Source organism: Streptomyces sp. NBC_00510, assembly GCA_036013505.1.
Lineage (GTDB): Bacteria > Actinomycetota > Actinomycetes > Streptomycetales > Streptomycetaceae > Actinacidiphila.
Map to the genome: position 1 here is coordinate 7,527,100 of CP107851.1, position 22,153 is coordinate 7,549,252.

Annotated in this window: 21 protein-coding genes; 13 read left to right on the plus strand and 8 right to left on the minus strand. The window is 73.4% G+C overall.

The features are described from left to right. Nucleotides 1-2: 2 nt before the first annotated feature. On the minus strand, nt 3-698 hold the full coding sequence (locus OG937_34010) for a 1-acyl-sn-glycerol-3-phosphate acyltransferase (protein ID WUD76353.1): 696 nt from the start codon (nt 696-698) through the stop codon (nt 3-5). A gap of 262 nt (nt 699-960) precedes the next feature. On the opposite strand from OG937_34010, the gene OG937_34015 reads away from it, so the two are divergent. From OG937_34015 to OG937_34025, 3 genes are all read left to right on the plus strand, one after another. Continuing rightward, nucleotides 961-2,154 (plus strand): glycerophosphodiester phosphodiesterase, encoded by a 1,194-nt coding sequence (locus tag OG937_34015; GenBank protein ID WUD76354.1) that lies wholly within the window; start codon nt 961-963, stop codon nt 2,152-2,154. 89 nt (nt 2,155-2,243) lie between these two features. Beyond that, the gene (locus OG937_34020) at nt 2,244-2,768 is read left to right on the plus strand and encodes a sigma-70 family RNA polymerase sigma factor (GenBank protein ID WUD76355.1); all 525 of its coding nucleotides are present in this window, start codon (nt 2,244-2,246) and stop codon (nt 2,766-2,768) included. A gap of 124 nt (nt 2,769-2,892) precedes the next feature. Next, entirely contained in the window at nt 2,893-3,402 is a 510-nt protein-coding gene (locus OG937_34025; GenBank protein ID WUD76356.1) for a GNAT family N-acetyltransferase, read from the plus strand. Between the two features lie 16 nt (nt 3,403-3,418). Here the strand turns inward: OG937_34025 and OG937_34030 are convergent, their stop codons facing one another. Further along, complete coding sequence (locus tag OG937_34030) at nt 3,419-3,859, minus strand: hypothetical protein (protein ID WUD76357.1); 441 nt, start codon at nt 3,857-3,859, stop codon at nt 3,419-3,421. Further along, nucleotides 3,852-4,220 (minus strand): hypothetical protein, encoded by a 369-nt coding sequence (locus OG937_34035; protein WUD76358.1) that lies wholly within the window; start codon nt 4,218-4,220, stop codon nt 3,852-3,854. The genes OG937_34030 and OG937_34035 overlap by 8 nt, the downstream gene beginning before the upstream one ends. A 452-nt stretch (nt 4,221-4,672) precedes the next feature. On the opposite strand from OG937_34035, the gene OG937_34040 reads away from it, so the two are divergent. Genes OG937_34040 through OG937_34050 form a run of 3 tightly spaced genes read left to right on the plus strand, consistent with a single transcriptional unit; the run spans nt 4,673 to nt 7,294 of the window. Then, nucleotides 4,673-5,710: an ATP-binding cassette domain-containing protein gene (locus tag OG937_34040; protein ID WUD76359.1), complete on the plus strand. Its 1,038-nt coding sequence runs from the start codon at nt 4,673-4,675 to the stop codon at nt 5,708-5,710. Beyond that, entirely contained in the window at nt 5,707-6,426 is a 720-nt protein-coding gene (locus OG937_34045) for an ABC transporter permease (protein ID WUD76360.1), read from the plus strand. The genes OG937_34040 and OG937_34045 overlap by 4 nt, the downstream gene beginning before the upstream one ends. A gap of 37 nt (nt 6,427-6,463) precedes the next feature. Beyond that, a complete protein-coding gene (locus tag OG937_34050; GenBank protein WUD76361.1) occupies nt 6,464-7,294 on the plus strand; it encodes a MetQ/NlpA family ABC transporter substrate-binding protein in 831 nt (276 codons plus the stop codon). 34 nt (nt 7,295-7,328) lie between these two features. Here the strand turns inward: OG937_34050 and OG937_34055 are convergent, their stop codons facing one another. Further along, nucleotides 7,329-7,715, minus strand: coding sequence for an MmcQ/YjbR family DNA-binding protein (locus OG937_34055; protein ID WUD76362.1), 387 nt, complete (start codon nt 7,713-7,715; stop codon nt 7,329-7,331). A gap of 39 nt (nt 7,716-7,754) precedes the next feature. Further along, nucleotides 7,755-8,522: a class I SAM-dependent methyltransferase gene (locus OG937_34060; GenBank protein WUD76363.1), complete on the minus strand. Its 768-nt coding sequence runs from the start codon at nt 8,520-8,522 to the stop codon at nt 7,755-7,757. Nucleotides 8,523-8,734: 212 nt separating this feature from the next. Here OG937_34060 and OG937_34065 point away from each other — a divergent pair, with 212 nt between their 5' ends. The 5 genes from OG937_34065 to OG937_34085 all read left to right on the plus strand — a co-directional run bounded on the left by OG937_34065 (nt 8,735) and on the right by OG937_34085 (nt 16,950). Next, on the plus strand, nt 8,735-9,370 hold the full coding sequence (locus OG937_34065; protein WUD76364.1) for a GNAT family N-acetyltransferase: 636 nt from the start codon (nt 8,735-8,737) through the stop codon (nt 9,368-9,370). A 101-nt stretch (nt 9,371-9,471) separates the two neighbouring features. Next, nucleotides 9,472-10,695, plus strand: coding sequence for a precorrin-6y C5,15-methyltransferase (decarboxylating) subunit CbiE (gene cbiE / locus OG937_34070; GenBank protein ID WUD76365.1), 1,224 nt, complete (start codon nt 9,472-9,474; stop codon nt 10,693-10,695). A 251-nt stretch (nt 10,696-10,946) separates the two neighbouring features. Next, the gene (gene cobT / locus OG937_34075) at nt 10,947-14,126 is read left to right on the plus strand and encodes a nicotinate-nucleotide--dimethylbenzimidazole phosphoribosyltransferase (protein ID WUD76366.1); all 3,180 of its coding nucleotides are present in this window, start codon (nt 10,947-10,949) and stop codon (nt 14,124-14,126) included. A gap of 711 nt (nt 14,127-14,837) precedes the next feature. Continuing rightward, nucleotides 14,838-16,085 carry a uroporphyrinogen-III C-methyltransferase gene (gene cobA / locus OG937_34080; protein ID WUD76367.1) on the plus strand — a complete coding sequence of 416 codons (1,248 nt, stop codon included), beginning with the start codon at nt 14,838-14,840 and terminating at the stop codon, nt 16,083-16,085. Nucleotides 16,086-16,131: 46 nt separating this feature from the next. Continuing rightward, nucleotides 16,132-16,950, plus strand: a complete 819-nt coding sequence (locus OG937_34085; protein WUD76368.1) for an RNA methyltransferase — start codon at nt 16,132-16,134, stop codon at nt 16,948-16,950. Between the two features lies 1 nt (nt 16,951). Here the strand turns inward: OG937_34085 and OG937_34090 are convergent, their stop codons facing one another. The 3 genes from OG937_34090 to OG937_34100 form a co-directional block, all read right to left on the minus strand. Further along, nucleotides 16,952-18,076 carry an acyl-CoA/acyl-ACP dehydrogenase gene (locus OG937_34090; GenBank protein ID WUD76369.1) on the minus strand — a complete coding sequence of 375 codons (1,125 nt, stop codon included), beginning with the start codon at nt 18,074-18,076 and terminating at the stop codon, nt 16,952-16,954. Continuing rightward, on the minus strand, nt 18,073-19,257 hold the full coding sequence (locus OG937_34095; GenBank protein WUD76370.1) for an acyl-CoA dehydrogenase family protein: 1,185 nt from the start codon (nt 19,255-19,257) through the stop codon (nt 18,073-18,075). Before OG937_34095 ends, OG937_34090 begins: the two co-directional genes overlap by 4 nt. Nucleotides 19,258-19,971: 714 nt before the next feature. After that, a complete protein-coding gene (locus OG937_34100; protein WUD78978.1) occupies nt 19,972-21,207 on the minus strand; it encodes a protein kinase in 1,236 nt (411 codons plus the stop codon). Nucleotides 21,208-21,415: 208 nt separating this feature from the next. Between OG937_34100 and OG937_34105 the strand changes: the two genes are divergently transcribed. Next, nucleotides 21,416-21,658 (plus strand): hypothetical protein, encoded by a 243-nt coding sequence (locus OG937_34105; GenBank protein ID WUD76371.1) that lies wholly within the window; start codon nt 21,416-21,418, stop codon nt 21,656-21,658. 264 nt (nt 21,659-21,922) lie between these two features. Beyond that, on the plus strand, nt 21,923-22,126 hold the full coding sequence (locus tag OG937_34110) for a hypothetical protein (GenBank protein WUD76372.1): 204 nt from the start codon (nt 21,923-21,925) through the stop codon (nt 22,124-22,126). Nucleotides 22,127-22,153: the final 27 nt, after the last annotated feature.

The following is a 22,153-nucleotide window of genomic DNA, read 5'->3' on the forward strand; positions in this document are numbered from 1 at the left end:
TGTTACGCCGCCGTCGCGTGGTCCGTGGCCTTGGACGCCTTCGCCTTCGTGGCGTAGATGTCGACGTACTCCTGGCCGGACAGCCGCATCACGTGGCTCATGACCTCGTCGGTGACGGCGCGCAGCACGTAGCGGTCGCGGTCCATGCCCTCGTAGCGGGAGAACTCCAGCGGCTTGCCGAAGCGGACGGTGAAGCGGTGCACCCGCGGGACGCCGGCGCCACCCGGCTGGATCCGCTCGGTGCCCACCATCGCGAACGGGACGACCGGTGCCCCGGTCATCAGCGCCAGCCGTGACACGCCCGTGCGGCCGCGGTAGAGACGGCCGTCGGGGGAGCGGGTGCCCTCGGGGTAGATCCCGAAGACCCTGCCCTCGTCCAGGATGCGACGACCGGTCATGAGCGCGGCGACGCCGCCGTGACCGCCGTCGCGGTCCACGGGGATCATGCCGACGGAGGTGAAGAAGGCGGCCATCAGCCGGCCCTTGATCCCGGGGGTGGTGACGTACTCGTCCTTGCCGATGAAGAAGACCTGACGCTTCACGACCAGGGACAGGAACATCGAGTCGATGAACGTGACGTGGTTGCCGGCGAGGATCACGGGACCGTCGCCCGGGATATGCTCCGCTCCCTCGACCCTGGGGCGGAACAGGACGCGCATCAGTGCTCCGAGCAGTGCCTTGAGGATGATGCGGAACAACGGGTCCTCCGGTCGTGGTCGGCGGGAGTCCGGCCGGACGCCCGCGGGGGTTCGTCCACCAGTGTGCGCCTCCCCCGGTGAGGACGATACTTCCGCCACGTCGCGACACGCACACCGGGTTCACACGACCGGTACGCATTGTTGATCTGCGTTTCCGTCGCGTTCCGTCGCTCGCCGCCCGACGGCAACACCGGCCCGCCTACGATGCGCCCGTCGCTTGGCAGGATCCGGACAGACGTTCGGCCGACACGAGGGAGCGCACATGACGCACGAGCAGCAGGGCGGCCGGGAGCAGCGCAGGGGGCCCGGGCGCCGGGCACTGATCGGGGCCGCGGCGCTCGGCGCCGGCGTCACCGTGCTCGGCGGCGCGGGCACCGCCGTGGCCGGCGAGCGGGACTCCTCGCACGGCTCCTCGCACGGTTCCGTCCCCGTCCTCCCGCTGCCGGTCCCGACCGTCGTCGGCCACCGCGGCGCGAGCGGCTACCGCCCCGAGCACACCCTGGGCTCGTACCAGCTCGCCCTGGACCTCGGCGCCGACGTCATCGAGCAGGACGTCGTCCCCACCAAGGACGGGCACCTCGTCTGCCGCCACGAGCCGGAGATCGGCGGCACCACGGACGTCGCCGCCCACCCCGAGTTCGCCTCCCGCAGGACCACCAAGACCATCGACGGGGTCGCCACCACCGGCTGGTTCACCGAGGACTTCACCCTCGCCGAGCTCAAGACCCTGCGCGCGGTCGAGCGCCTGCCCGCACAGCGGCAGCGCAACACCCTCTACGACGGCCATTGGGAGGTGCCCACCTTCGAGGAGGTGCTGCGCTGGGCCGACGAGCAGGGCCGCAAGCGCGGCAAGGCGGTCTGGCTGCACGTCGAGACCAAGCACCCCACCTACTTCCGCGGCATCGGCCTGGGCCTGGAGGAGCGGCTCGCCAAGCTGCTGCGCCGCTACGGCCGCGACAAGCGCAACTCCCCGCTGTTCCTGCAGTCCTTCGAGCCCGGCAGCATCCAGCGGCTCGGCGCGCTCGGCCTGCGCAACCCCAAGGTCGTCCTGCTGGACGCGGCGACCACCCGTCCGTACGACTTCGTCGCCGCCGGGGACCCGCGCACGGTCGCCGACCTCGTCACCCCGGCCGGCCTGAAGTGGATCGCCGGCTTCGCCCAGGGCATCGGCCCCACCCTGAACCTGATCATCCCCCGCGACGCGGCCGGCAAGCTCGGCACGCCCACCACGCTGGTGCGCGACGCCCACAAGGCCGGGCTGATCCTGCACCCCTTCACGATGCGCAACGAGAACAGCTTCCTGCCCGCCGACTTCCGGGTCGGCACGGACCCCAACGCCTACGGAGACGCCTTCGGCGCCTTCAAGGTCTACTTCGAGCAGGGCATCGACGGCATCTTCTCGGACAACTGCGACACCGCGCTCCTGGCCCGCGCGGACTTCCTCGGCCGGAAGTGATCGTCAACACGAGGTGATCCGCTCCCGCGCACGGGTGGTTCCCCCGCCAGGGGGCAACCACCCGGCGCGGCACGGGTGTCCCGGCGGGCATGACCCCGCGCGTACGTCACGAAGAACTGACCGCCATCCGACCGCTGCTCGCCGCCGAGGCCGCGGCCGAGTCGGTCCCCGCCTGCATCGAGGCGGCCGACCTCGAACAGTCCGTGTGGCTGCGGTTGCTGGAGCTCCCCGAGCCGCCGGCCGACCCCGCCCGCTGGCTGCGCCGGGCGGTGCGGGCCGAGGCCCGCCTCGCGGTGCGCCGGGCCCGCCGGGAGACGCCGTACGGCCCCGGCCGCCACCCCGCCGCCGTGACCCTGCCGAGCACCGAACAGCAGGTGCTCGCCGCCGAGCAGCGGCGCACCCTGCTGGCCGCCGCACGCCGGCTGCCCGGGCGCTGTCCCGAGCTGGTATCCGCCCTGATCTCCCGTTCCGACCCCACTTACCGGGAAATCTCCCGGGAGTTGGGAATCTCACAGGGCAGCCTCGGGCCGATGCGTTCCCGGTGCCTGAGTTGCCTGCGTACGATCCTCGCAACCGGGGTTGCATCACCCGTACGACGGGGTAATGCACCGTAAACAGTCGGCGTATGGACGCTTGTGCACGGCCGCGCCGCCTTCCGGGAAACGATTCAGGGCAACGTCCCGCGCCGCACCCTCACCCCCCGCGGCCCGGGCGGACTCGAAGGAGAGGCCAGCGCACATGGGCATGAGCGTGACCATCTCTGCGGCGACCGGCGACGACGCCGAGAAGATCCTCAAACTGCAGTACCTCTGCTACCAGGACGAAGCCGCACTGTACGGGGACTACGGCATAGAACCGCTGACCCAGACCCTCGACGCGCTGCGCGCCGAACTCGAGGGCGGGGTCGTGGTGGTGGCCCGGCTCGGCGAGGAGGTGGTGGGTTCGGTCCGCGGTTCCGTGGACGAGGACGGCACCGCGCGGATCGCCAAGCTGATCGTCCACCCCCGCATGCAGCGGCACGGACTCGGCGGCCGTCTGCTGCGGGCCATCGAGGAGCGGCTGGCCGCGGAGAGCGAGGCCAAGCGCTACCGGCTCTTCACCGGTCACCGCAGCGACTTCAACCTGCGGCTGTACCGCAAGCTGGGCTACGCGCAGGTGGGCAGCGTCGAACCGGTCACCCGGCAACTGAGCCTGGTGCACATGGAGAAGCCGGCCGACCGGCCCGAGACCTACGCCGCGAGCGCCTGAGCCCGCGTCAGGATCATCAGTCCTGCTGTGGCCGTGCCTGCCGGCGCAGCCACAGCAGGCCGGTCACCGGCACGACGACGGGCAGGAACAGGTAGCCCATGCCGTAGTCGGACCACACGGTCTGGTCCGGGAACGCCCCGGAGTCGACCAGCGTCAGCGTGCCCACGGTCAGCACGCCGACCAGTTCGAGGGTGCAGCTGACCAGCGCCACCTTCCGCGCGCCCTCGCCGCCCCGCCACAGGGCCACCGTGATCACCGCGTAGAGGACGCCCGCCAGCAGCGAGAGCAGGTAGGCCAGCGGCGCCTCGTCGAACTGCAGGCTGATCTGCACGACCGCGCGGGAGAGCGCGGCGACGGTGAAGACGCCGTACAGGGAGAGCAGCAGCCTGCCCGGCCCGCGGCCGATCCCGCGCTCGGCGGCGGCCGGCGCAGTGGTGCCCTTCGCGGTCTCAGGCACTGACGCCTCCCCAGATGTCGTGGAGCCGCACCTCGAGCACGGCCAGGATCACCCCGCCCGCGGCCACGATCGCCGAGCCCCAGCGGGTCCGCTCGGTCAGCGACATGAAGCCCGCCGCCGGGACGGTGCAGGCCGCGCCGATCAGGTACGCCACGAAGATCGTCGTGCCGTCCACCGGCTTCTCACCGCCGGTGAGCTTGACCACACCTATCACCAGCTGGACCAGCGCCAGCACCGCCACCAGGGCCATGCCGATGAAGTGCCAGTCCTTGGTGGGCTGGTCGCGGAAGGCCGCGTAGCCGCACCAGGAGGCCAGGAGCAGCGCCGTGGCCGAGACCACGATCGTGAGCGCGTCGAGCATGGCGCGACTCTATTACGGGCGGGAATCGCCGGGTCCCCGCCCCCTGGGTGTCCACATTCCGGACTGTGGGATCGGATATTGGTACGCCGTACGGGCGTCTGCTTTACTGGTGCGCATGACCACGACGAACCGCCGCTGCCGCGCGACCGAGGCGATGACGCCCGGTGTTCGTCGTATGTGTCGAATGTGTGCACGCTGAGGGCCCACGCCATCTGAGTCTCGCGCCCCGAAGCGAGACCCGCCCCTCCTGCCACGGATCGCACCTCCCCATGGACCTGGAACTGCAGCAGACGTTCCGCCGCTGCCGGCTGGCGCACGACCCCCAGCCGCCCGGCACCCACTGCTGACCTTTCCCGCACGCCCCCCGAGGGGCGCAGCCATGCCATGTCCGCGGTCCATACGCCCCGTGTGCGGCTTTCGTCCGCCGCGCACTCGACAGTGACGGAAATCCAGTGATCACCACAACGGGCCTGACCAAGGTCTACCGTTCCCGTGACCGGGAGACGGTGGCCCTCGACGGCGTCGATCTGCACGTCCGCGAGGGTGAGGTGTACGGCGTCGTCGGTCGCAGCGGCGCCGGCAAGAGCACGCTCATCCGCTGCGTCAACCTGCTGGAGCGGCCCACGTCGGGCACCGTCGAGGTGGCCGGCCGGGACCTGACCGCGCTCGCCGGCCGCTCCGACCGGGCGGGCTCCGCGTTGCGGACCGCCCGCACGGGCATCGGCATGGTCTTCCAGCACTTCAACCTGCTGTCCTCGCGCACCGTCCGGGACAACGTCGAGCTGCCGCTGGAGATCCTCGGCGTCTCCGGCCGTGAGCGCCGCCGCAAGGCCCTCGAACTGCTCGACCTGGTCGGCCTCGCCGACAAGGCCCGCGCCTTCCCGGCGCAGCTGTCCGGCGGCCAGAAGCAGCGCGTCGGCATCGCCCGCGCCCTGGCCGGCGACCCCAAGGTGCTGCTCTCCGACGAGGCCACCTCGGCGCTCGACCCCGAGACGACCCGCTCCATCCTGCAGCTGCTGCGCGAACTCAACCAGCAGCTCGGCCTGACCATCCTGCTCATCACCCACGAGATGGACGTGGTCAAGGCCATCTGCGACTCCGCCGCGCTGATGAAGGGAGGCCGCATCGTGGAATCCGGCAAGGTCACCGACCTGCTCGCCACGCCCGGCTCCGAACTGGCCCACGAACTCTTCCCGGTCGGCGGCGAGCCGTCCGGTGCCGGCCGCACCGTGGTCGACCTCACCTTCCACGGTGAGGCCGCCACCGAGCCCGTCATCTCCCAGCTCTCCCGCACCTACAACATCGACATCTCCGTGCTCGGCGCCGCCCTGGAGACCATCGGCGGCCGCCAGGTCGGCCGGATGCGGATCGAGCTGCCCGGCGCCTTCGAGGACAACGTGGTGCCGATCGGCTTCCTCCGCGAGAAGGGCCTCCAGGTCGACGTCGCCCCGGTCGGCGGGGACGAGCTGGTCAAGGAGGGCGCGAAGTGAGCTGGTCGCAGATGCAGCCGCTGCTGTCGCAGGCCTGTTGGGAAACCCTGATCATGGTCGGCTGGTCCACCCTGATCGCGGTGGCCGGGGGACTCCCGCTGGGCGTCCTGCTGGTGCTGACCGACCGCGGCGGACTGCTGCGCAACGCCACGGTCAACAAGGTCGTCGGCGTGGTCGTGAACCTCGGCCGCTCGCTGCCCTTCCTCATCCTGATGATCTCGGTGCTGCCCTTCACCCGCTGGGTGATCGGCACCACCATCGGCGCCGAGGCCATGGTCGTCCCGCTCTCCATCGGCGCCATCCCGTTCCTCGCGCGACTGGTGGAGACTGCCGTCCGCGAGGTCGACGACGGACTCGTCGAGGCCGTCCAGGCCATGGGCGGCAGCACCTGGACCGTCGTCCGCAAGGCCCTGCTGCCCGAGTCGCTGCCCTCCCTGATCGCCGGGCTCACCACCACGGTGATCGCGCTCATCGGCTACTCCGCCATGGCCGGCACCATCGGCGGCGGCGGCCTCGGCGACCTCGCCATCCGCTACGGCTACCAGCGTTTCGAGACCTCCCTGATGCTCGTCACGATCGGCGTGCTGATCGTCATCGTGACCGCCGTCCAGCTCGCCGGCGACCTCGCCGCCCGCGGCGCCTCGCACCGCGGCCGCACCTCCACCACGCCCCGGCTGCGCCTGCTGCGCCCGGCCGCGACCCCCGAAGCCTCCTGACACCGCAACGCAACACCGTTCCAGAAAGGCACTTTTCGTGCGTACCAGCATCAAGATCACGACCGCCGTCCTCGCCGCCGCCGGCCTCACCCTCGGCCTGACCGCCTGCGGCGCGGACTCCGGCTCGAAGAAGGACAGCGCGAGCGACCCGCTCGTCGTCGCCGCGAGCCCCGTCCCGCACGCGGAGATCCTCAACTTCGTCAAGGACAACCTGGCGGCCAAGGCCGGGCTCAAGCTCGAGGTGAAGGAGTTCAGCGACTACGTGACGCCGAACACCGCCACCGAGGACGGCTCCGTCGACGCCAACTACTTCCAGAACCAGCCCTACCTGGACGACTTCAACAAGAAGAAGGGCACCCACATCGTGCCCGTCGTCACGGTGCACCTGGAGCCGCTGGGCCTGTACTCCGACAAGCTGAAGTCGGCCGACGCGATCAAGAACGGCGCCACGATAGCCGTCGCCAACGACGCGGTGAACGAGGCCCGCGGCCTCAAGCTGCTCGCCGCCAACGGCCTGATCACCCTCAAGGAGGGCGTCGGTAACGAGGCCACCCCCGCCGACATCACCGCCAACCCCAAGAACCTGAAGTTCAAGGAGCTGGAGGCCGCCCAGCTGCCGCGCTCCCTGCAGGACGTCGACGCCGCCGTCATCAACGGCAACTACGCCATCTCCGCGGGCCTCAAGCCCGCCGAGGACGCCCTGGTGCTGGAGTCCGCCGACAACAACCCCTACGGCAACTTCCTCGCCGTCAAGGAGGGCGACGAGAAGGACCCGCGCGTGCTGAAGCTCAAGAAGCTGCTCACCTCGCCCGAGGTGAAGAAGTTCATCGAGGACAAGTACGCCGGCTCCGTCATCCCCTCCTTCTGACCCGCCGGGCCCGGGCGGGGGGCGGGCAGCGCGTTCACCGCGCCCCGCTCCCCGCCGCCCCCGGCCAGTCCAGCCGCAGCTGCTGCGCGCGCGGCAGCCCTGCCACGACCAGGTCGTACGAGTCCTCGACCAGCTCGCACACCAACGCGTCGGGCAGCGAGCCGTCCAGCGTCACCGTGTTCCAGTGGCGCTTGTTCAGGTGCCAACCGGGCGCGACCGCCGCATGCTCCGCCCGCAGCCGCACCGCGAGGTCGGGCTCGCACTTCAGGCTCACCTTCAGCGGCTCGCCCCCCAGCGCGCTGATCGCGAAGATCCTCCCGCCGACCTTGAAGACGGTCACCTCCGGGTCGCGCGGGAAGGGGTTCTCCTCCACCGCGCCGCTGAAACCGAGGCAGAAGCCCCTCATCCGGTCCGCGTCCATGCGCCCATTCAACACGGCGCCACCGACAGACCCGCGAGGTCAGCGCCGCCGCACCCAGTACACGTCCGTCGTGTAGGGCATGTCCACGGCGTCCTTGCCGCGCGTGGCGTCGTGCCCGGCCAGCACCGCCTCCACCTCGGCCAGCACCCGCTCCTGCTCCGCCGGGTCCATCACCGCGATGTGGCTGGAGGACGTCATCCGCTCCACCACGTCCGAGACCGTCGTGGAGTGCAGGTTCGGCCAGTGCCGCTCGTGCACCCGTGACCAGCCCCGGCGGCCGGTGAAGGCCTTGCGCCAGCCGTCGTCCAGAGGGCTCGGCAGGTCACGCGGCGCGAGCCGGAAGACGATGTCCTGGTAGTCCCGGACCCAGGGGACCGAGGTGTCGTAGGTGTTCCACACCAGTGCCAGCGAACCGCCCGGCCGCAGCAGACGCTCGACCTCCGCCAGGGCCTCCTCCTCCTGGAACCAGTGCCAGGACTGCGCGGCCACCACCGCGTCCGCGCACCCGTCCGGCAGGCCCGTGGCCTCGGCCGTCCCGGCCGACACCCGCACCCCCGGCAGCAGCTCCGCCAGCCGCTCCCGCATCTCCGTCACCGGCTCGACCGCGATCACCTCGGCGCCGGTCAGCGCCAGCAGACGGGTGAACTTGCCGGTGCCGGCGCCCAGGTCGACCACCGTGCGGCCCGCCTCGAGGGGCAGCGCGTCCGCCAACTCGGCCAGGGCCGCCATGGGGTACGAGGGTCGCGACCGCTCGTACACACCCGCGGCCCGCTGATATCCGACTCCTGCTGCGTGGTGCACCGTCACGCGGGCAGACGGTAGCAGGACCGTATGACCACAGGCGTAGCGGACCTGCGGAAAAGCCGGGGAACAGCACACCAACTGCTCCCGTCGTGCGGATGGTTGCACGTACGCTGGGGCGACGGCCGCGCAGGCCCCCGCGCCGACCCGGTCCTGCGGTGACCCGGTGGATGTTGCATGCTGTGCACTTCACACATGCCCTGGCTACGGAGCGTCGAATGACCAGCTTCCCGGAGATCTCGATCAGTACGGAGCGGCTGGTGCTGCGCGCCTACGAGGAGTCCGACATCCCCGCCCTGGCGGAGATGATGAACGACGAGTCCGTGATCGCCTGGACCTCCGTGCCGTATCCCTACACCGAGGCGGAGGCCCGCTCCTTCATCGCCGGGTTCGCCCCCGCCGAGCGCGCGGAAGGCCGCGGCATCGTGCTCGCCGTCACCGAGTTCCTCACCCAGCGGCTGGTCGGCACCGTCCACCTGCAGCGCACCGACTGGCGCATCCGCAGCAGCGAGGCGGGCTACATGATCGCCCCCTGGGCGCGCGGTGAGGGGTACGCCGCGGAGGCCGTCCAGGCCACCGCCCAGTGGCTCTTCGACGACCAGAAGTTCGAGCGCCTGGAGCTGCGCACCGCCGCCGACAACGCCGCCTCGCAGCAGGTCGCGCAGAAGATCGGCTGCATCAGCGAGGGCGTGCTCCGCAACGCCGGCCTGGTCCGCACGCAGACGGAGGGCGGCCGCTGGGAGGAGATCCGCACCGACCTGATCGTCTGGAGCCTGCTCCCGGAGGACCTCGACGGCCTCGCGGAGGAGTCCGCCGACGGCTCCGACTACGCGGCGTACGCCGACTGGCAGTGAGCACCCGCTAGCGCAAGATCCTGGCCGGGGTACTGTGCACACCCCGGGATCACCTCACCCCCGGGCACCACACCGCGACGCGCCCAGGAGGCAGGACGACGATGGCCGACCGCGTCACCGTGATCGGGTGGGACGGCTCACCACCGGGCGAGGCAGCGCGCTCCGCGCTGTCGGCCGCCACCCTGGTGGCCGGGACCCGGCACCACCTGGCACTGCCGTTCGTGCCGGAGGACGCCGAGCGGATCGTACTGGGCAGCATCGACCTGGCCGCCCGCCGCATCGCGCGGCACCGCGGCACCGCTGTCGTCCTCGCCGACGGCGACCCCGGCTTCTTCGGCGTCGTCCGCGCCCTGCGCACCCCCGAGTACGGGCTGGAGGTCGAGGTCGTCCCCGGCGTCTCCTCGGTCGCCCAGGCCTTCGCCCGGGCCGGGATGCCCTGGGACGACGCCCGGGTGGTCGTCGCGCACACCCGCACCCTGCGGCGGGCCGTCAACGTCTGCCGCGCCCACCCCAAGGTCGCCGTGCTCACGACCCCCGGCGCCGGGCCGGCCGAACTCGCCCTGCTGCTCGGCGACGAGCACCGCACCTTCGTGATCTGCGAGGCCCTCGGCACCGAGCACGAGCAGGTCACCGTGCTCACCTCCGACAAGGTGGCCGACCACACCTGGCGGGACCCCAACGTCGTCCTCGTCGTCGGTGCCGCCCCGGCCGCCGCCCCCGCCCATGTTCCGGTTCCGGCCGCCGCCGCGCAGGCCGGCTGGCTCGCCGGCGGGGACCCCGACTCGTCCGACCGCGTACGGGGCTGGGCGCTGCCCGCCGAGCGGTACGTGCCCGGGGACGGCCCGGCGCAGCTGCGCGCCCTGCAACTGGCCCGGCTCGGGCCGCGGGCCGGAGACCTGCTCTGGGACATCGGCGCCGGCGGCGGGGCCGTCGCCGTGGAGGCGGCGCGGTTCGGCGCGGCCGTCATCGCGGTGGAGGCCGACGCCGCGGCGTGCGACCGGATCGAGGACACCGCACGGGACTTCGGGGTGCAGGTCCGGGTCGTCCACGGCCAGGCCCCGCACGTGCTGGAGGACCTTCCGGAACCGGACATCGTGCGCATCGGAGGCGGCGGACCGGAGGTCGTCGCCGCCTGCGCCGCGCGCCGGCCGGAGCGAATCGCCGCGAGCGCCGCGAACCGGGACGAGGCCGAAGCCGTCAGCCGCGCCCTGGACGAGGGCGGATACACCGTGGAACGCACGTTGTTGCAGGCAGTCGAGCTGGACGACGAGTGGTCCGAGCGGGAGCGCACGGTGGTCTTCGCGCTCCTCGGACACCGCAGGTGAGCCAGTGGGTTGCGCCCGCATTGGCACCGGTTTGAGGTGAACCCCCCTGAGCACGCGCGGGCACACGCACGGTAGGCTGACGGACCGCTGTGCCGTTGTCGCGCATTGACGTCGCGTGAGGGCTGATCAGTAATGGTCAGTACCGGTCAATCGCCGTCGTCGTGCCGGTTGCCGCCCACGCTCGTTCTCTCTGTGGGCAGTGTGCTCGGCGCAGCGATGGAAGGAGCGAAACCGATGGGCGAGGGGCACGCATGACTGACACCGGCCAGGTCCCGGGTGAGGGACTGCCGGAGAACGCAGGCGAAGAAGCGGTTCTGCAGCCGCACGCCGACCTTCCCGGCAGTGGCGCGCAGCAGCAGTCCGTCCCCTCGTGGGACGTCGATCCGCTCACCGCGCCGGTTCCTCCCGAGTACCACTACCTCGACCAGCCGTCCGGCCCGGTGCCGGCGGAGGAGGAAGAGGAGATGCTGCTGATGCCCGGTCTGCAGGGGTCCTGGGGCGACCCGCAGCCCGTGCCGCCGCAGCCGACCCCGGTCGCCGTACCCGTCCCGGCGCCCGCTCCCGTGACCCCGGCCGCTCCGGTCCCGGCGCAGGCCCCCGCCCCCACCCCCGTGCCGGTCGAGCACACCCCGCACGGGGTCCCGGTGGCGCCCGCGGGCATCGAGCACGACGCCCACGAGAGCGGCGGCCGCGACTCCGTCTCCCTCGACTACTCCGCCGTCCGCACGGAGCTGCCGCTCGCACCGGGCATGCCGGCCCCGGAACCGATCCCGGCCGAGCAGGCCGTGCCGCCGCAGCCCGCCCCGTTCGTGATCGAGCACGCGGTGCCGGAGCAGGCCGTGCCCGTGGCCGCGGAGCCCGTCGCCCAGCCCGGGCCCGCGGAGGAGGCCGTCCAGATCCGGGCGGCCGAGCCGGCCCCGCAGCCCCATGTGCCCGCGCAGGCGCAGCTGCAGGAGGCCGCTCCCGTACCGCCGCGGCGCCCGCTGCACATGGGCCCCCCGATCCCGGACCCGTCCAACGGCGGCGGCATCGTGCGCTCCCTGGCCGACCGCGGCCCGGCCACGCCGCCGCCCGCGCCGCAGCCGGTGCCGGCGCCCATGTCCCAGTCCGGGCCGCCCACCATCGGACCGGAGTACCTGGACATCCCCCGCGACGAGGCCCCCGCCGAGACCCAGGCGCCGGTGCCGGCCCCCGCGTCCGGCGAGACCTGGACGGCCCCGGTGCCGGAGGCCGTCGTGCCCGCGCCCGCTCCCGCCCCGGAACCCGAGCCGGTGGCCGCCCCCGCGTCGCCGCTGGAAACCCCGGACGAGCCGCTGCCGTTCGGCATGGAGCCCGCCGCCGAGGTGCCCGTGGCACCGGTCGTACCGGAGGTGCCCGAGCCGGTCGTGGTGCCCGAAGCCGTCGTGGTGCCCGAGCCGGTCGTGGTGCCCGAGCCCGAGCCGGTCGCCGTCGTGCCGGAGCCGGAGCCGGTCGTCGAGGCCGTGGTGGAGCCCGAGCCCGAGCCCGTGCCCGCCGTGGAGCCGGAGGCGCCCGTCGCCGTCGAGCCGGTCGCCGAGCCCGCACCCGCCGCGGTCGTGCAGGAGGAGACCCCGGTCACCGTCGCCGAGCCGCAGCACGAGGCGGACCTGGCACCCGAGGAGCCCCAGGCGTCCGAGGCGCCGGAGGCCGACGAGGAGGAGGACCCGGAGCTGCTGCTGCCCGCCGCCGAGGGCTACGACCCCGCCGTACGGGACGCCGTGCACCGCGTCATCCGCGAGCGCCGGGACATCCGCAACGGCTTCCGCAAGGACCCGATCCCGCACGAGGTGCTGATCCGCGTGCTGGAGGCGGCGCACACCGCGCCGAGCGTCGGCCACTCCCAGCCGTGGGACTTCGTCGTCATCCGCTCCGCCAAGACCCGGGAGCGCATGCACGAGCTCGCCATGCAGCAGCGCGAGGCGTACGCCAAGTCCCTCCCCAAGGGCCGCGCCAAGCAGTTCCGCGAGCTGAAGATCGAGGCGATCCTCGACACCCCGGTCAACATCGTCGTCACCGCCGACCCCACCCGCGGCGGCCGCCACACGCTGGGGCGTTACACCCAGCCGCAGATGGCCCCGTACTCGTCGGCGCTCGCCGTGGAGAACCTCTGGCTCGCCGCGCGCGCCGAGGGCCTCGGCGTCGGCTGGGTCAGCTTCTTCGACGAGCGCGAGATGGTCCGCGAACTCGGGCTCCCCGAGCACCTCGAGGTCGTCGCGTACCTCTGCGTCGGCTACGTCGACGAGTTCCCCGAGGACCCCGAACTGGTGCAGTCCGGCTGGTCCAAGCGGCGCCCGCTGGCCTGGGTCGTCCACGAGGAGGAGTACGGCAACCGGGCCCTGCCCGGCGCGGAGCCGCACAACCTCCTGGAGGAGACCCTCCGCGGCATCCGCCCGCTCGACGCGAAGGCGCTCGGCGAGGCCTGGGAGCGGCAGAAGCGGATGACCAAGCCGGCCGGCGCGCTCGGCATGCTGGAGATCATCTCCGCGCAGCTCAGCGGCCTGTCCCGGCAGTGCCCGCCGCCCATCCCGGAGCCCGCGGCCGTCGCGATCTTCGCCGGGGACCACGGGGTGCACGCCCAGGGCGTCACCGCCTGGCCCCAGGAGGTCACCGGCCAGATGGTCGCCAACTTCCTCGGCGGCGGGGCCGTGTGCAACGCCTTCGCCCACCAGGTGGGCGCCGAGGTGTGCGTGGTGGACGTCGGCGTCGCCTCCGACCTGCCCAGCACCCCCGGTCTGCTGCCCCGCAAGGTCCGGCCCGGCACCGCCGACATGACGGCCGGGCCCGCCATGTCGCGCGAGGAGGCACTGCGCGCGATCGAGGTCGGCATCGAGACCGCCCGAGACCTCGTCGCCGCGGGCAACAAGGCGCTGCTCACCGGGGAGATGGGGGTCGCCAACACCACCGTCTCCGCGGCCCTGATCTCCGTCTACACCGGGGTCGACCCGGCGGAGGTCACCGGACGCGGCACCGGCATCAACGACGAGATGCACGCCCGCAAGATCGACGTCGTGCGGCGCGCCCTCGAACTCCACCAGCCCGACCCGTCCGACCCGATCGAGGTCCTCGCGGCGATCGGCGGCCTCGAGCACGCGGCCATGGTGGGCCTGCTGCTCGGCGCCGCGTCCCTGCGGACCCCGGTCATCCTCGACGGCGTCAGCGCGGGCGCGGCCGCCCTGGTGGCCCGCGCCATCGCCCCCGAGGTCCTCGCGGCCTGCATCGCCGGCCACCGCAGCGCGGAGCCCGGCCACCGCGCGGCGCTGACCAAGCTGGGCCTGCGCCCGCTCGTCGAACTCGACCTGCGCCTCGGCGAGGGCACCGGCGCGCTGCTGGCGCTGCCGCTGGTGCAGAGTGCTGCGCGGGCGATGCACGAGGTGGCGACGTTCGACTCTGCGGGGGTCACCGAGAAGTCCTGACCCGGGCGGTCGTGGTGGGCGTGGGGTGTCCCTTGCGGCCCGGTGGGTGTGTGCGGGTTGTTTGCGCCTGCGGCGGGCATCCCCCACCACCCGCCCTCCCCCCATCCTTCGGCCGGGGGGACCCCCACCTCGGGGCTCGCGGTTTGGCCCTACATCGTTCGGCGCCGAGTCCCCCGCTCGTCCCCTGCGGCGGCACCCCGCCGCACCCCCTCCCGTCGTATGGGCGACTGACGGCCGGTGGGGGTGAGTAAGGCACTTGCGGCAACCCCGGACCGCCTTCTCACCCCCCACCGGCCGTTGGTCGCCGCTCGATACGGAGGGGGCGGGGTCGTAGGGGTGGGCGTTCTGGACGCTGACGTGTATTTGTTGTGCGGCACAGACGGCACAACAAGTGCCGCCCGCCATGCACATAAATATGCGGTCCAGAATGCCCAGCCCCGGAGGCCCCGCCCCCGGCCCACCATGCACGCGCGCAGGCCCGCACCAACCGCGCCGGGCAATCGGGCGGGCGGGCGGGGGATGCCCGCCGCAGGCGCAAACAACCCGCACACGACAACAACGGCAAGCGCACCGCAGGTGTGATCTTGGGCGCTGCGGCGCAGCCACCCCGCACCGTAGGGTTGGGGCGGGGCAGGGTCGCCCCGCACCCCCGCACCCCCGCAACCCCACCCCCCGTCGCGCCGCAAGGCACACCCGAGGAGCCGCACCGCCATGACTGCCGCCGAGGACCGCAACGACGCACCCGCCTACCCCGTCGGACTGCGCCTCACGGGCCGCCGCGTGGTCGTCCTCGGCGGTGGCCAGGTCGCCCAGCGCAGGCTGCCCCCGCTGGTCGCGGCCGGCGCCGAGGTCGTCCTGGTCTCCCCGTCCGCGACGCCGTCCGTCGACGCGATGGCCGCCGCGGGCGAGATCCGCTGGGAGCGCCGCCGTTACCGGCCGGGCGACCTGGCCGACGCCTGGTACGCGCTCATCGCCACCACCGACCCCGAGGCGAACGCCGCGGCCTCCGCGGAGGCGGAGGAGCGCCGCGTGTGGTGCGTCCGCAGCGACGACGCCGAGGCGGCGACCGCGTGGACGCCGGCGACCGGCCGTACGGAGGGCGTGACCGTCGCCGTCCTCACGGGCCGGGACCCGCGGCGTTCCGCGGCCGTGCGGGACGCGATCGTGGAGGGCCTGCGCGACGGTTCGCTCGCCGCGCCGCAGCACCGGGGGAGGACCCCGGGCGTGGCGCTGGTCGGCGGCGGCCCGGGTGACCCGGACCTGATCACGGTGCGCGGCCGCCGGCTGCTCGCGGAGGCGGACGTCGTCATCGCCGACCGGCTCGGCCCCCGCGACCTGCTCGACGAACTGCCGCCGCACGTCGAGGTGATCGACGCCGCGAAGATCCCGTACGGCCGGGCGATGGCCCAGGAGGCGATCAACGCGGCGCTCATCGAGCACGCGAAGGCCGGCAAGGCGGTCGTGCGGCTCAAGGGCGGGGACCCGTACGTGTTCGGGCGCGGCATGGAGGAGGCGGAGGCGCTCGCGGAGGCGGGCATCCCGTGCACCGTCGTGCCGGGGATCTCCAGCTCCATCAGCGTCCCGGCCGCCGCCGGCATCCCGGTCACGCACCGGGGCGTGGCGCACGAGTTCACCGTGGTCAGCGGCCATGTGGCCCCGGAGGACCCGCGCTCGCTCGTGGACTGGGCGGCCCTCGCCCGGCTGCGCGGAACGCTGGTGCTGCTGATGGCCGTGGAGCGGATCGGCTCGATCGCGGCGGCGCTCGTGGAGCACGGCCGGGGCGCGGACACCCCCGTCGCGGTGATCCAGGAGGGCACGACGGCGGCCCAGCGCCGGGTCGACGCGACGCTCGCGACGGTGGGGGAGCGGGTGGCGCAGGAGGGCATCCGGCCGCCCGCGGTGATCGTCATCGGCGAGGTCGTCGCCGTGGGCGATCGCGTAACCGGCGGTAACCAGTGACGTCGGTGCCGTTGGCACCGCACTTCGGACAAGGCAGTATCACCCTGTGGCTGAGCTCATCACCATCGACGATCCCGACGACCCGCGTCTGCACGACTACACGTCGCTGACCGACGTGGAGCTGCGCCGACGCCGCGAGCCGGCCGAGGGGCTGTTCATCGCGGAGGGCGAGAAGGTCATCCGGCGCGCCCGGCAGGCCGGTTACCGCATGCGCTCCATGCTGCTGTCCGCCAAGTGGGTCGACGTCATGCGGGACGTCATCGACGAGGTCCCGGCGCCGGTCTACGCGGTCAGCCCGGAACTCGCCGAGCAGGTGACCGGCTACCACGTGCACCGCGGGGCCCTCGCCTCGATGCAGCGCAGGCAACTGCCCGACGCGGCGGCCCTGCTGGGCGACGCGCGGCGGATCGTCGTCATGGAGTCGGTCAACGACCACACCAACATCGGCGCCATCTTCCGCAGCGCCGCCGCCCTCGGCATGGACGCCGTCCTGCTCTCCCCGGACTGCGCCGACCCGCTGTACCGCAGGTCGGTCAAGGTCTCGATGGGCGCCGTCTTCTCCGTCCCGTACGCCCGGCTGGAGAGCTGGCCCCGGGACCTGGAGGCGGTCCGGGAGGCGGGCTTCAAGCTGCTCGCGCTGACCCCCGACGAGAAGGCGACCGACATCGACGAGGCCGCCCCGCACCGCCTGGAACGCGCGGCGCTGATGCTCGGCGCCGAGGGCGACGGCCTGTCGACCCGCGCCCTGGTCGCCGCCGACGAGTGGGTGCGCATCCCCATGGCGCACGGGGTGGACTCCCTGAACGTGGGGGCGGCCGCCGCGGTCGCGTTCTACGCGGTGGCGACCGGCCGCCCCCGGGACTGACTCAGCCCGCCGCGGCCGGCAGGTCCACCAGGGCGGCGAGGGCCGCCCGGTGGCGGCCGGGCGTGCCCAGGGCGATCTCGTCGGCCTTGGCGCGCTTCAGCCGCAGGTGGGCCGGGTGCTCCCAGGTCATGCCGATGCCGCCGTGCAGTTGGACGCACTCCTCGGCGGCCCGCACGGCGACCGGCGCGCAGAACGACTGCGCCACGGCCACCGCGACCGGGGCGTCCGCGCTGTCGCCCGCGAGCGCGTCGGCTGCGTTGCGCGCGGCGGCGCGGGACTGGACGACCTCGAGCCACAGGTCCGCGAGCCGGTGCTTGAGGGACTGGAAGGAGCCCACGACCCGGCCGAACTGGTGACGCTCCTTCAGGTACGCCACCGTCTCGTCCAGGCACCACTGGGCCAGGCCCAGTTGCTCGGAGGCCAGCAGCCCCGCCCCCGTCAGCAGGGCCCGTTCCACGGCCGCCGCGGCGGTCCCGGGCCCGGCGAGCCGGCGGGCCGCCGCCCCGTCGAAGGAGACGTCCGCGATCGGCCGGGTCAGGTCGAGCGGCACCGGTACGGACAGGGCGACCCCGGGCGCGTCGGTGCGCACCTCGTAGAGCCCGGGCCCGTCCGGACCGTTCCCGGGCACGATCAGCACGTCCGCGGCGGTCGCGTCGGCGACGCTGGTCACGCGCCCGGCGAGGACGCCGTCCGCGTCGGCCCGTACCCCCTGGGAGACGTCCGCGCCCGGCGCCGTGGGCAGCGGCACGGCCAGGGCGGCCGTCTGCTCGCCCTCCGCGAGGCGCGTCACGACGGCGTCGGCCTCCGCGGTGCCGGCCGCCAGCAGGGCCGCGGTGGCCAGCACGGCGCTGCCCAGGAAGGGCACGGGCGCCACGAAGGCCCCCAGCTCCTCCAGAACGACCGCGGCCTCCCGCGCGGAGGCGCCCTGGCCGCCGAGCTTCTCCGGCACCAGCAGCCCCGCGACCCCCACCTCCCGGGCCAGGGTCCGCCACAGCGCCGCGTCGTACGGCGCGTCGCCCTCGCAGCGCGCCAGGACGTCCGCCGGTGCGCACCGGTCGGTGAGCAGACCGCGCACCGCGGCGCGCAGGTCGTTCTCGACGTCGGAGTAGAGCAGGTCGGAGCTCATCGCGGCAGGTCCTTCCAGGGGACGTCCTTGTCCGTACGGGGCTCGGAGGGCAGGCCGAGGACGCGCTCGGAGATGATGTTGCGGAGGATCTCGGACGTGCCGCCCTCGATCGAGTTGCCCTTGGCCCGCAGATAGCGGTAACCGGCGTCGCGGCCGTAGAAGTCGACGATCTCCGGGCGGCTCATCGTCCAGTCGCCGTACCGCAGCCCGTCCTCGCCCAGCAGCTCGACCTCCAGACCGCTGATGTGCTGGTTGAGCGAGGCGAACGCCAGCTTCATGCCCGAGCCCTCGGGGCCCGGGGCGCCCACGGCGAGCTGCTGGCGCAGCCGTTCGCCCGTGAGGCGGGTGACCTCGGCGTCCACCCACAGCCGCAGCAGCCGGTCGTGCAGGTCCGGCGTGCGCAGCTCGGGCCGCTCCCGCCACGTCGCGGTGACGGTGCCGATCATCCCGCCCTCGCGGGGAAGCGCGGTGCCGCCGATGGCGACCCGCTCGTTCATCAGCGTCGTCTGCGCCACGCGCCAGCCGTCACCGACCTCGCCGAGTCGGTGGGCGTCGGGGATCCGCACGTCCGTGAGGAAGACCTCGTTGAACTCGGCCTCACCCGTGATCTGCCGCAACGGCCGCACCTCGACGCCCGGGTCCGTCATGTCGCACACGAAGTACGTGATGCCCTGGTGCTTGGGCACGTCCGGGTCGGTGCGGGCGATCAGGATCGCCCAGCGCGCGTTGTGGGCGTTGGACGTCCACACCTTCTGGCCGGTGACGATCCAGCCGTCGCCGTCGCGCACCGCGCGGGTGCGCAGGCCCGCCAGGTCCGAGCCGGCGCCGGGCTCGCTGAACAGCTGGCACCAGACCTCCTCCCCGGTCCACAGCGGGCGCAGGAAGTGCGCCTTCTGCTCCTCGGTGCCGTACCGGAGGACGGTGGGGGCCGCCATCCCGAGGCCGATGCCGATCCGGCGCGGTTCGTTGTCCGGCGCCCCGGCGGCCGTCAGTTCGGCGTCCACGACCCCCTGCTGGGTGCGCGGCGCACCCAGCCCGCCGAGGCCCTCCGGGTAGTGCACCCACGCCAGGCCGGCGTCGAACCTGGCCCGCAGGAAGTCCAGGCGGTCCGTCGCCGCCGGATCGTGAGAGGCCAGCAGCGCGCGCACCCGCTCGCGCAGCTCCTCCGGTGTGACCGTCATGCGAATGCGTCCCTCCGCGTGTGCGTAGCACTAAGCAAGCGCTTAGAAACTAGCTCACGGGGTGCCCTCCCGTCACCCCCTGGTGCGGCGCGTCTCGTGTGCGGCGCCGTGGTGGTTGCTGTTGCGGTTTCTCCCCCCGCCCGCCCTCCCCCAGCCTTCGGCCGGGGGACCCCCATCCGACGCGGTTGGTGCGGGCCTCGCGCGGTTCGTGGTGGGCCGGGGTCGGGGCCTGCGGGGCTGGGCATTCTGGACCGCATATTTATGTGCATGGCGGGCGGTCCAGGTTGTGCCGTCTGTGCCGCACAACAAATACACGTCAGCGTCCAGAACGCCCACCCTCCCCCAGCCTTCGTCCGGGGGTGCCCCCAACGACCCCGCCCCCTCCCTATCGCGGGCGGCCAACGGCCGGAGGGGGGTCAGAAAGCGGTCCGGGGTCGCCCCAAGTGCCTCACTCACCCCCCACCGGCCGTCAGTCGCCCCAACCTGCGGGAGGGGGTGTGGCGGGGTGCGCCCATGGGGGTCCCCCCGGCCGAAGGCTGGGGGAGGGCGGGCGGCGGGGAAACCGCCCGCCGCAGGCGCAACGCACCCGCACACAAACACCGGGCGACCGCCGCCGTCCTGCCCGGCTTTTCGGACGCCCTCCTCGTCCCCCTCGCGGAGGACCCCGACCCGCAGGGCGGACGTCCCGGTGGCAGTGCCTACGCGGTGGCAGGCCTACGGCGCGTGCGGCGCCGTCGCGTCGGCGCCGGCCCCGGGCAGCAGGCCGATGCCGCGGCTGGGGCCCTGGCAGCCCTGGGCGGCGGCGATGCCGAGCGCGACGAGGAGGGTCACGGTGACGAAGACGATGAGCCGCTGCCGCAGCAGCCTGCGGTCGGCACCCACGGGCCGGCGGTTGGCCGGGGTGCGGGGAGCCGGGGTGCGGCCGGAGGGCGTCCGGGCCGGGGTGCGCGGCGTGGCGGGCGTGCGGGGGGAAGCCGGGGTGCGCGGCGCGGCGGGCGTGCCCGCCGCCGTCCGCCGCTCGGTCTGCTGGTCCGCGTACGCCTGCGCCCGCGGGCCGGTGGGCCGCTCGGCGCGCGGACCGGACGCCCTCGGCACGATGTCGCGCCGGCCCGGCGCCGCGCCGAGGCCACGGGCCTCACGGGCGGCGATCTCGGCCAGCCGCTCGGAGAGTTGGACCGTGCTGGGCCGCTGCTCCGGGTCCTTGGCGAGGCAGGCGTACACCAGCGGGGCCAGCGAGTCCGGCACACCGGTGAGGTCCGGCTCCTCGTGGACGACCCGGTAGAGCATGACCTCCGAACTGCCCTGCCCGAACGGAGAGTCGCCCATCGCCGCGTACGCCAGCGTCGCGCCGAAGGCGAAGACGTCGGTGGCCGGGGTGACCGCCGCCCCGCGGACCTGCTCCGGCGCGAGGAACCCGGGGGAGCCGACGGCGGTGCCCACGTGGGTGAGGGTGCTGGCGCCGGTGGACCAGGCGATGCCGAAGTCGATGATCCGGGGGCCCTTGGGCGACAGCAGGATGTTGGAGGGCTTCAGGTCGCGGTGGACGACCCCGGCCTCGTGGACGGCGACCAGTCCCTCCGCCAGCGCGGCGCCGATGGACGCGGTCTCGGCGGCCGGGAGCATGCCGTCCCGCGCGACCTTGTCGTGCAGGGAGGGCCCGGGAACGTACTGCGTGGCGAACCACGGGCGGTCCGCCTCCAGATCGGCGGCGACCAGCCGGGCCGTGCAGCCGCCGCGGATGCGTCTCGCCGCGGACACCTCGCGCGCGAAGCGCGAGCGGAACTCCTGGTCCTCGGCCAGCTCGGGGCGGATCACCTTCAGCGCGACCCGCTGGCCGCGCTTGTCGGCGCCCAGGTAGACGACCCCCATGCCGCCCGCGCCCAGCCTCCGGTGCAGGCGGAACGAGCCGACGACACGCGGGTCCTCGCGCCGGAGCCGCATCATCGCCATGTCGTCCATCCCCGCTGCCTGCCTGGCCAGTCTGACGCCGACAGCTTACGGACTGACCGCCCGTCGCGCCGCGAGGCCGCGCCCGCGCGGGGCGGCGGATTGTCAGTGCCGGATGGGATCCTTGAAGAGTGGGGAAAGTTCCGGCCGCTGACGGGCCAGGAATTTCGTCATGCCGTCAACAGTCCGTCGGACAAGGGGGATTGACGCCATGAAGGGTGACCGCGTGGAGATAGTCGTCGACGCGGGCGACACGACGAGGACGTACGAAGTGGTCGCCACCAGGGCGGGCCGCAGGGTCGAGACGGCGGTCCGCCGAGGGGTGGTGGAAGTGAGCGAAGTCACCCGGTCCGGCTCCGTGGTGCGCACCGCGCGCTTCATGGCCACACGGGTCCTCGCACTGGTCGAGCAGCCCATGCCGACCGGCGACGCGGAGGACGAGGAGCGGGGCTGACGGGCCCCGTCCGCGCCCGCCCGGGAGATCCCCTCGGGGATGTCCCGGGGGTGCGGCCGGGTCCCTCCACCCAGGGGAGTACGCGACCGGACCCGGAGTCATCCTCGGGGAGGCCAGGGAAGCGGTACGAGGGCATGACGACCGGCGCCGGCGCCGCGCCTAATGTTGAGGTCAAGCGGCGGGCGGAGCACTCGTCCCCCGAGGTCAAACGCCCGCCGCCCCGACAACTGTGCATGATCACGGACCACGACCCGGGAGAGGGCCATGGCGAACACGGTGAGCCGTACGGTGCGGCCGGCGCGCGGCAGCAGGATCGCCGCCTTCGGCATACGCCCGTCGGGCACCCGGCATCCGCTGGTGGCGGTGGCGATGGTGCTGCCGCTCGCGGTGCTGCTCGCGGTGGCCTTCGGGGGCTGGGACGCGGTGGTCACACAGGCGTCGTCCGTAGCCGGTCTGATGGGGCGCTGACAGACGCCCCGCGGCCCCGGAAGAGCG

What these genes read in the sequence shown, in the direction of transcription:
- OG937_34090 (WUD76369.1), bottom strand. Translation starts at nt 18,076, where the DNA reads ATGAGCTCCGACCTGCTCTACTCCGACGTCGAGAACGACCTGCGCGCC.
- cbiE (WUD76365.1), top strand. Translation starts at nt 9,472, where the DNA reads ATGGCCGACCGCGTCACCGTGATCGGGTGGGACGGCTCACCACCGGGC.
- OG937_34105 (WUD76371.1), top strand. Translation starts at nt 21,416, where the DNA reads ATGAAGGGTGACCGCGTGGAGATAGTCGTCGACGCGGGCGACACGACG.
- cobT (WUD76366.1), top strand. Translation starts at nt 10,947, where the DNA reads ATGACTGACACCGGCCAGGTCCCGGGTGAGGGACTGCCGGAGAACGCA.
- OG937_34015 (WUD76354.1), top strand. Translation starts at nt 961, where the DNA reads ATGACGCACGAGCAGCAGGGCGGCCGGGAGCAGCGCAGGGGGCCCGGG.
- OG937_34065 (WUD76364.1), top strand. Translation starts at nt 8,735, where the DNA reads ATGACCAGCTTCCCGGAGATCTCGATCAGTACGGAGCGGCTGGTGCTG.
- OG937_34055 (WUD76362.1), bottom strand. Translation starts at nt 7,715, where the DNA reads ATGGACGCGGACCGGATGAGGGGCTTCTGCCTCGGTTTCAGCGGCGCG.
- cobA (WUD76367.1), top strand. Translation starts at nt 14,838, where the DNA reads ATGACTGCCGCCGAGGACCGCAACGACGCACCCGCCTACCCCGTCGGA.
- OG937_34110 (WUD76372.1), top strand. Translation starts at nt 21,923, where the DNA reads ATGGCGAACACGGTGAGCCGTACGGTGCGGCCGGCGCGCGGCAGCAGG.
- OG937_34025 (WUD76356.1), top strand. Translation starts at nt 2,893, where the DNA reads ATGGGCATGAGCGTGACCATCTCTGCGGCGACCGGCGACGACGCCGAG.
- OG937_34035 (WUD76358.1), bottom strand. Translation starts at nt 4,220, where the DNA reads ATGCTCGACGCGCTCACGATCGTGGTCTCGGCCACGGCGCTGCTCCTG.
- OG937_34095 (WUD76370.1), bottom strand. Translation starts at nt 19,257, where the DNA reads ATGACGGTCACACCGGAGGAGCTGCGCGAGCGGGTGCGCGCGCTGCTG.
- OG937_34100 (WUD78978.1), bottom strand. Translation starts at nt 21,207, where the DNA reads ATGGCGATGATGCGGCTCCGGCGCGAGGACCCGCGTGTCGTCGGCTCG.
- OG937_34020 (WUD76355.1), top strand. Translation starts at nt 2,244, where the DNA reads ATGACCCCGCGCGTACGTCACGAAGAACTGACCGCCATCCGACCGCTG.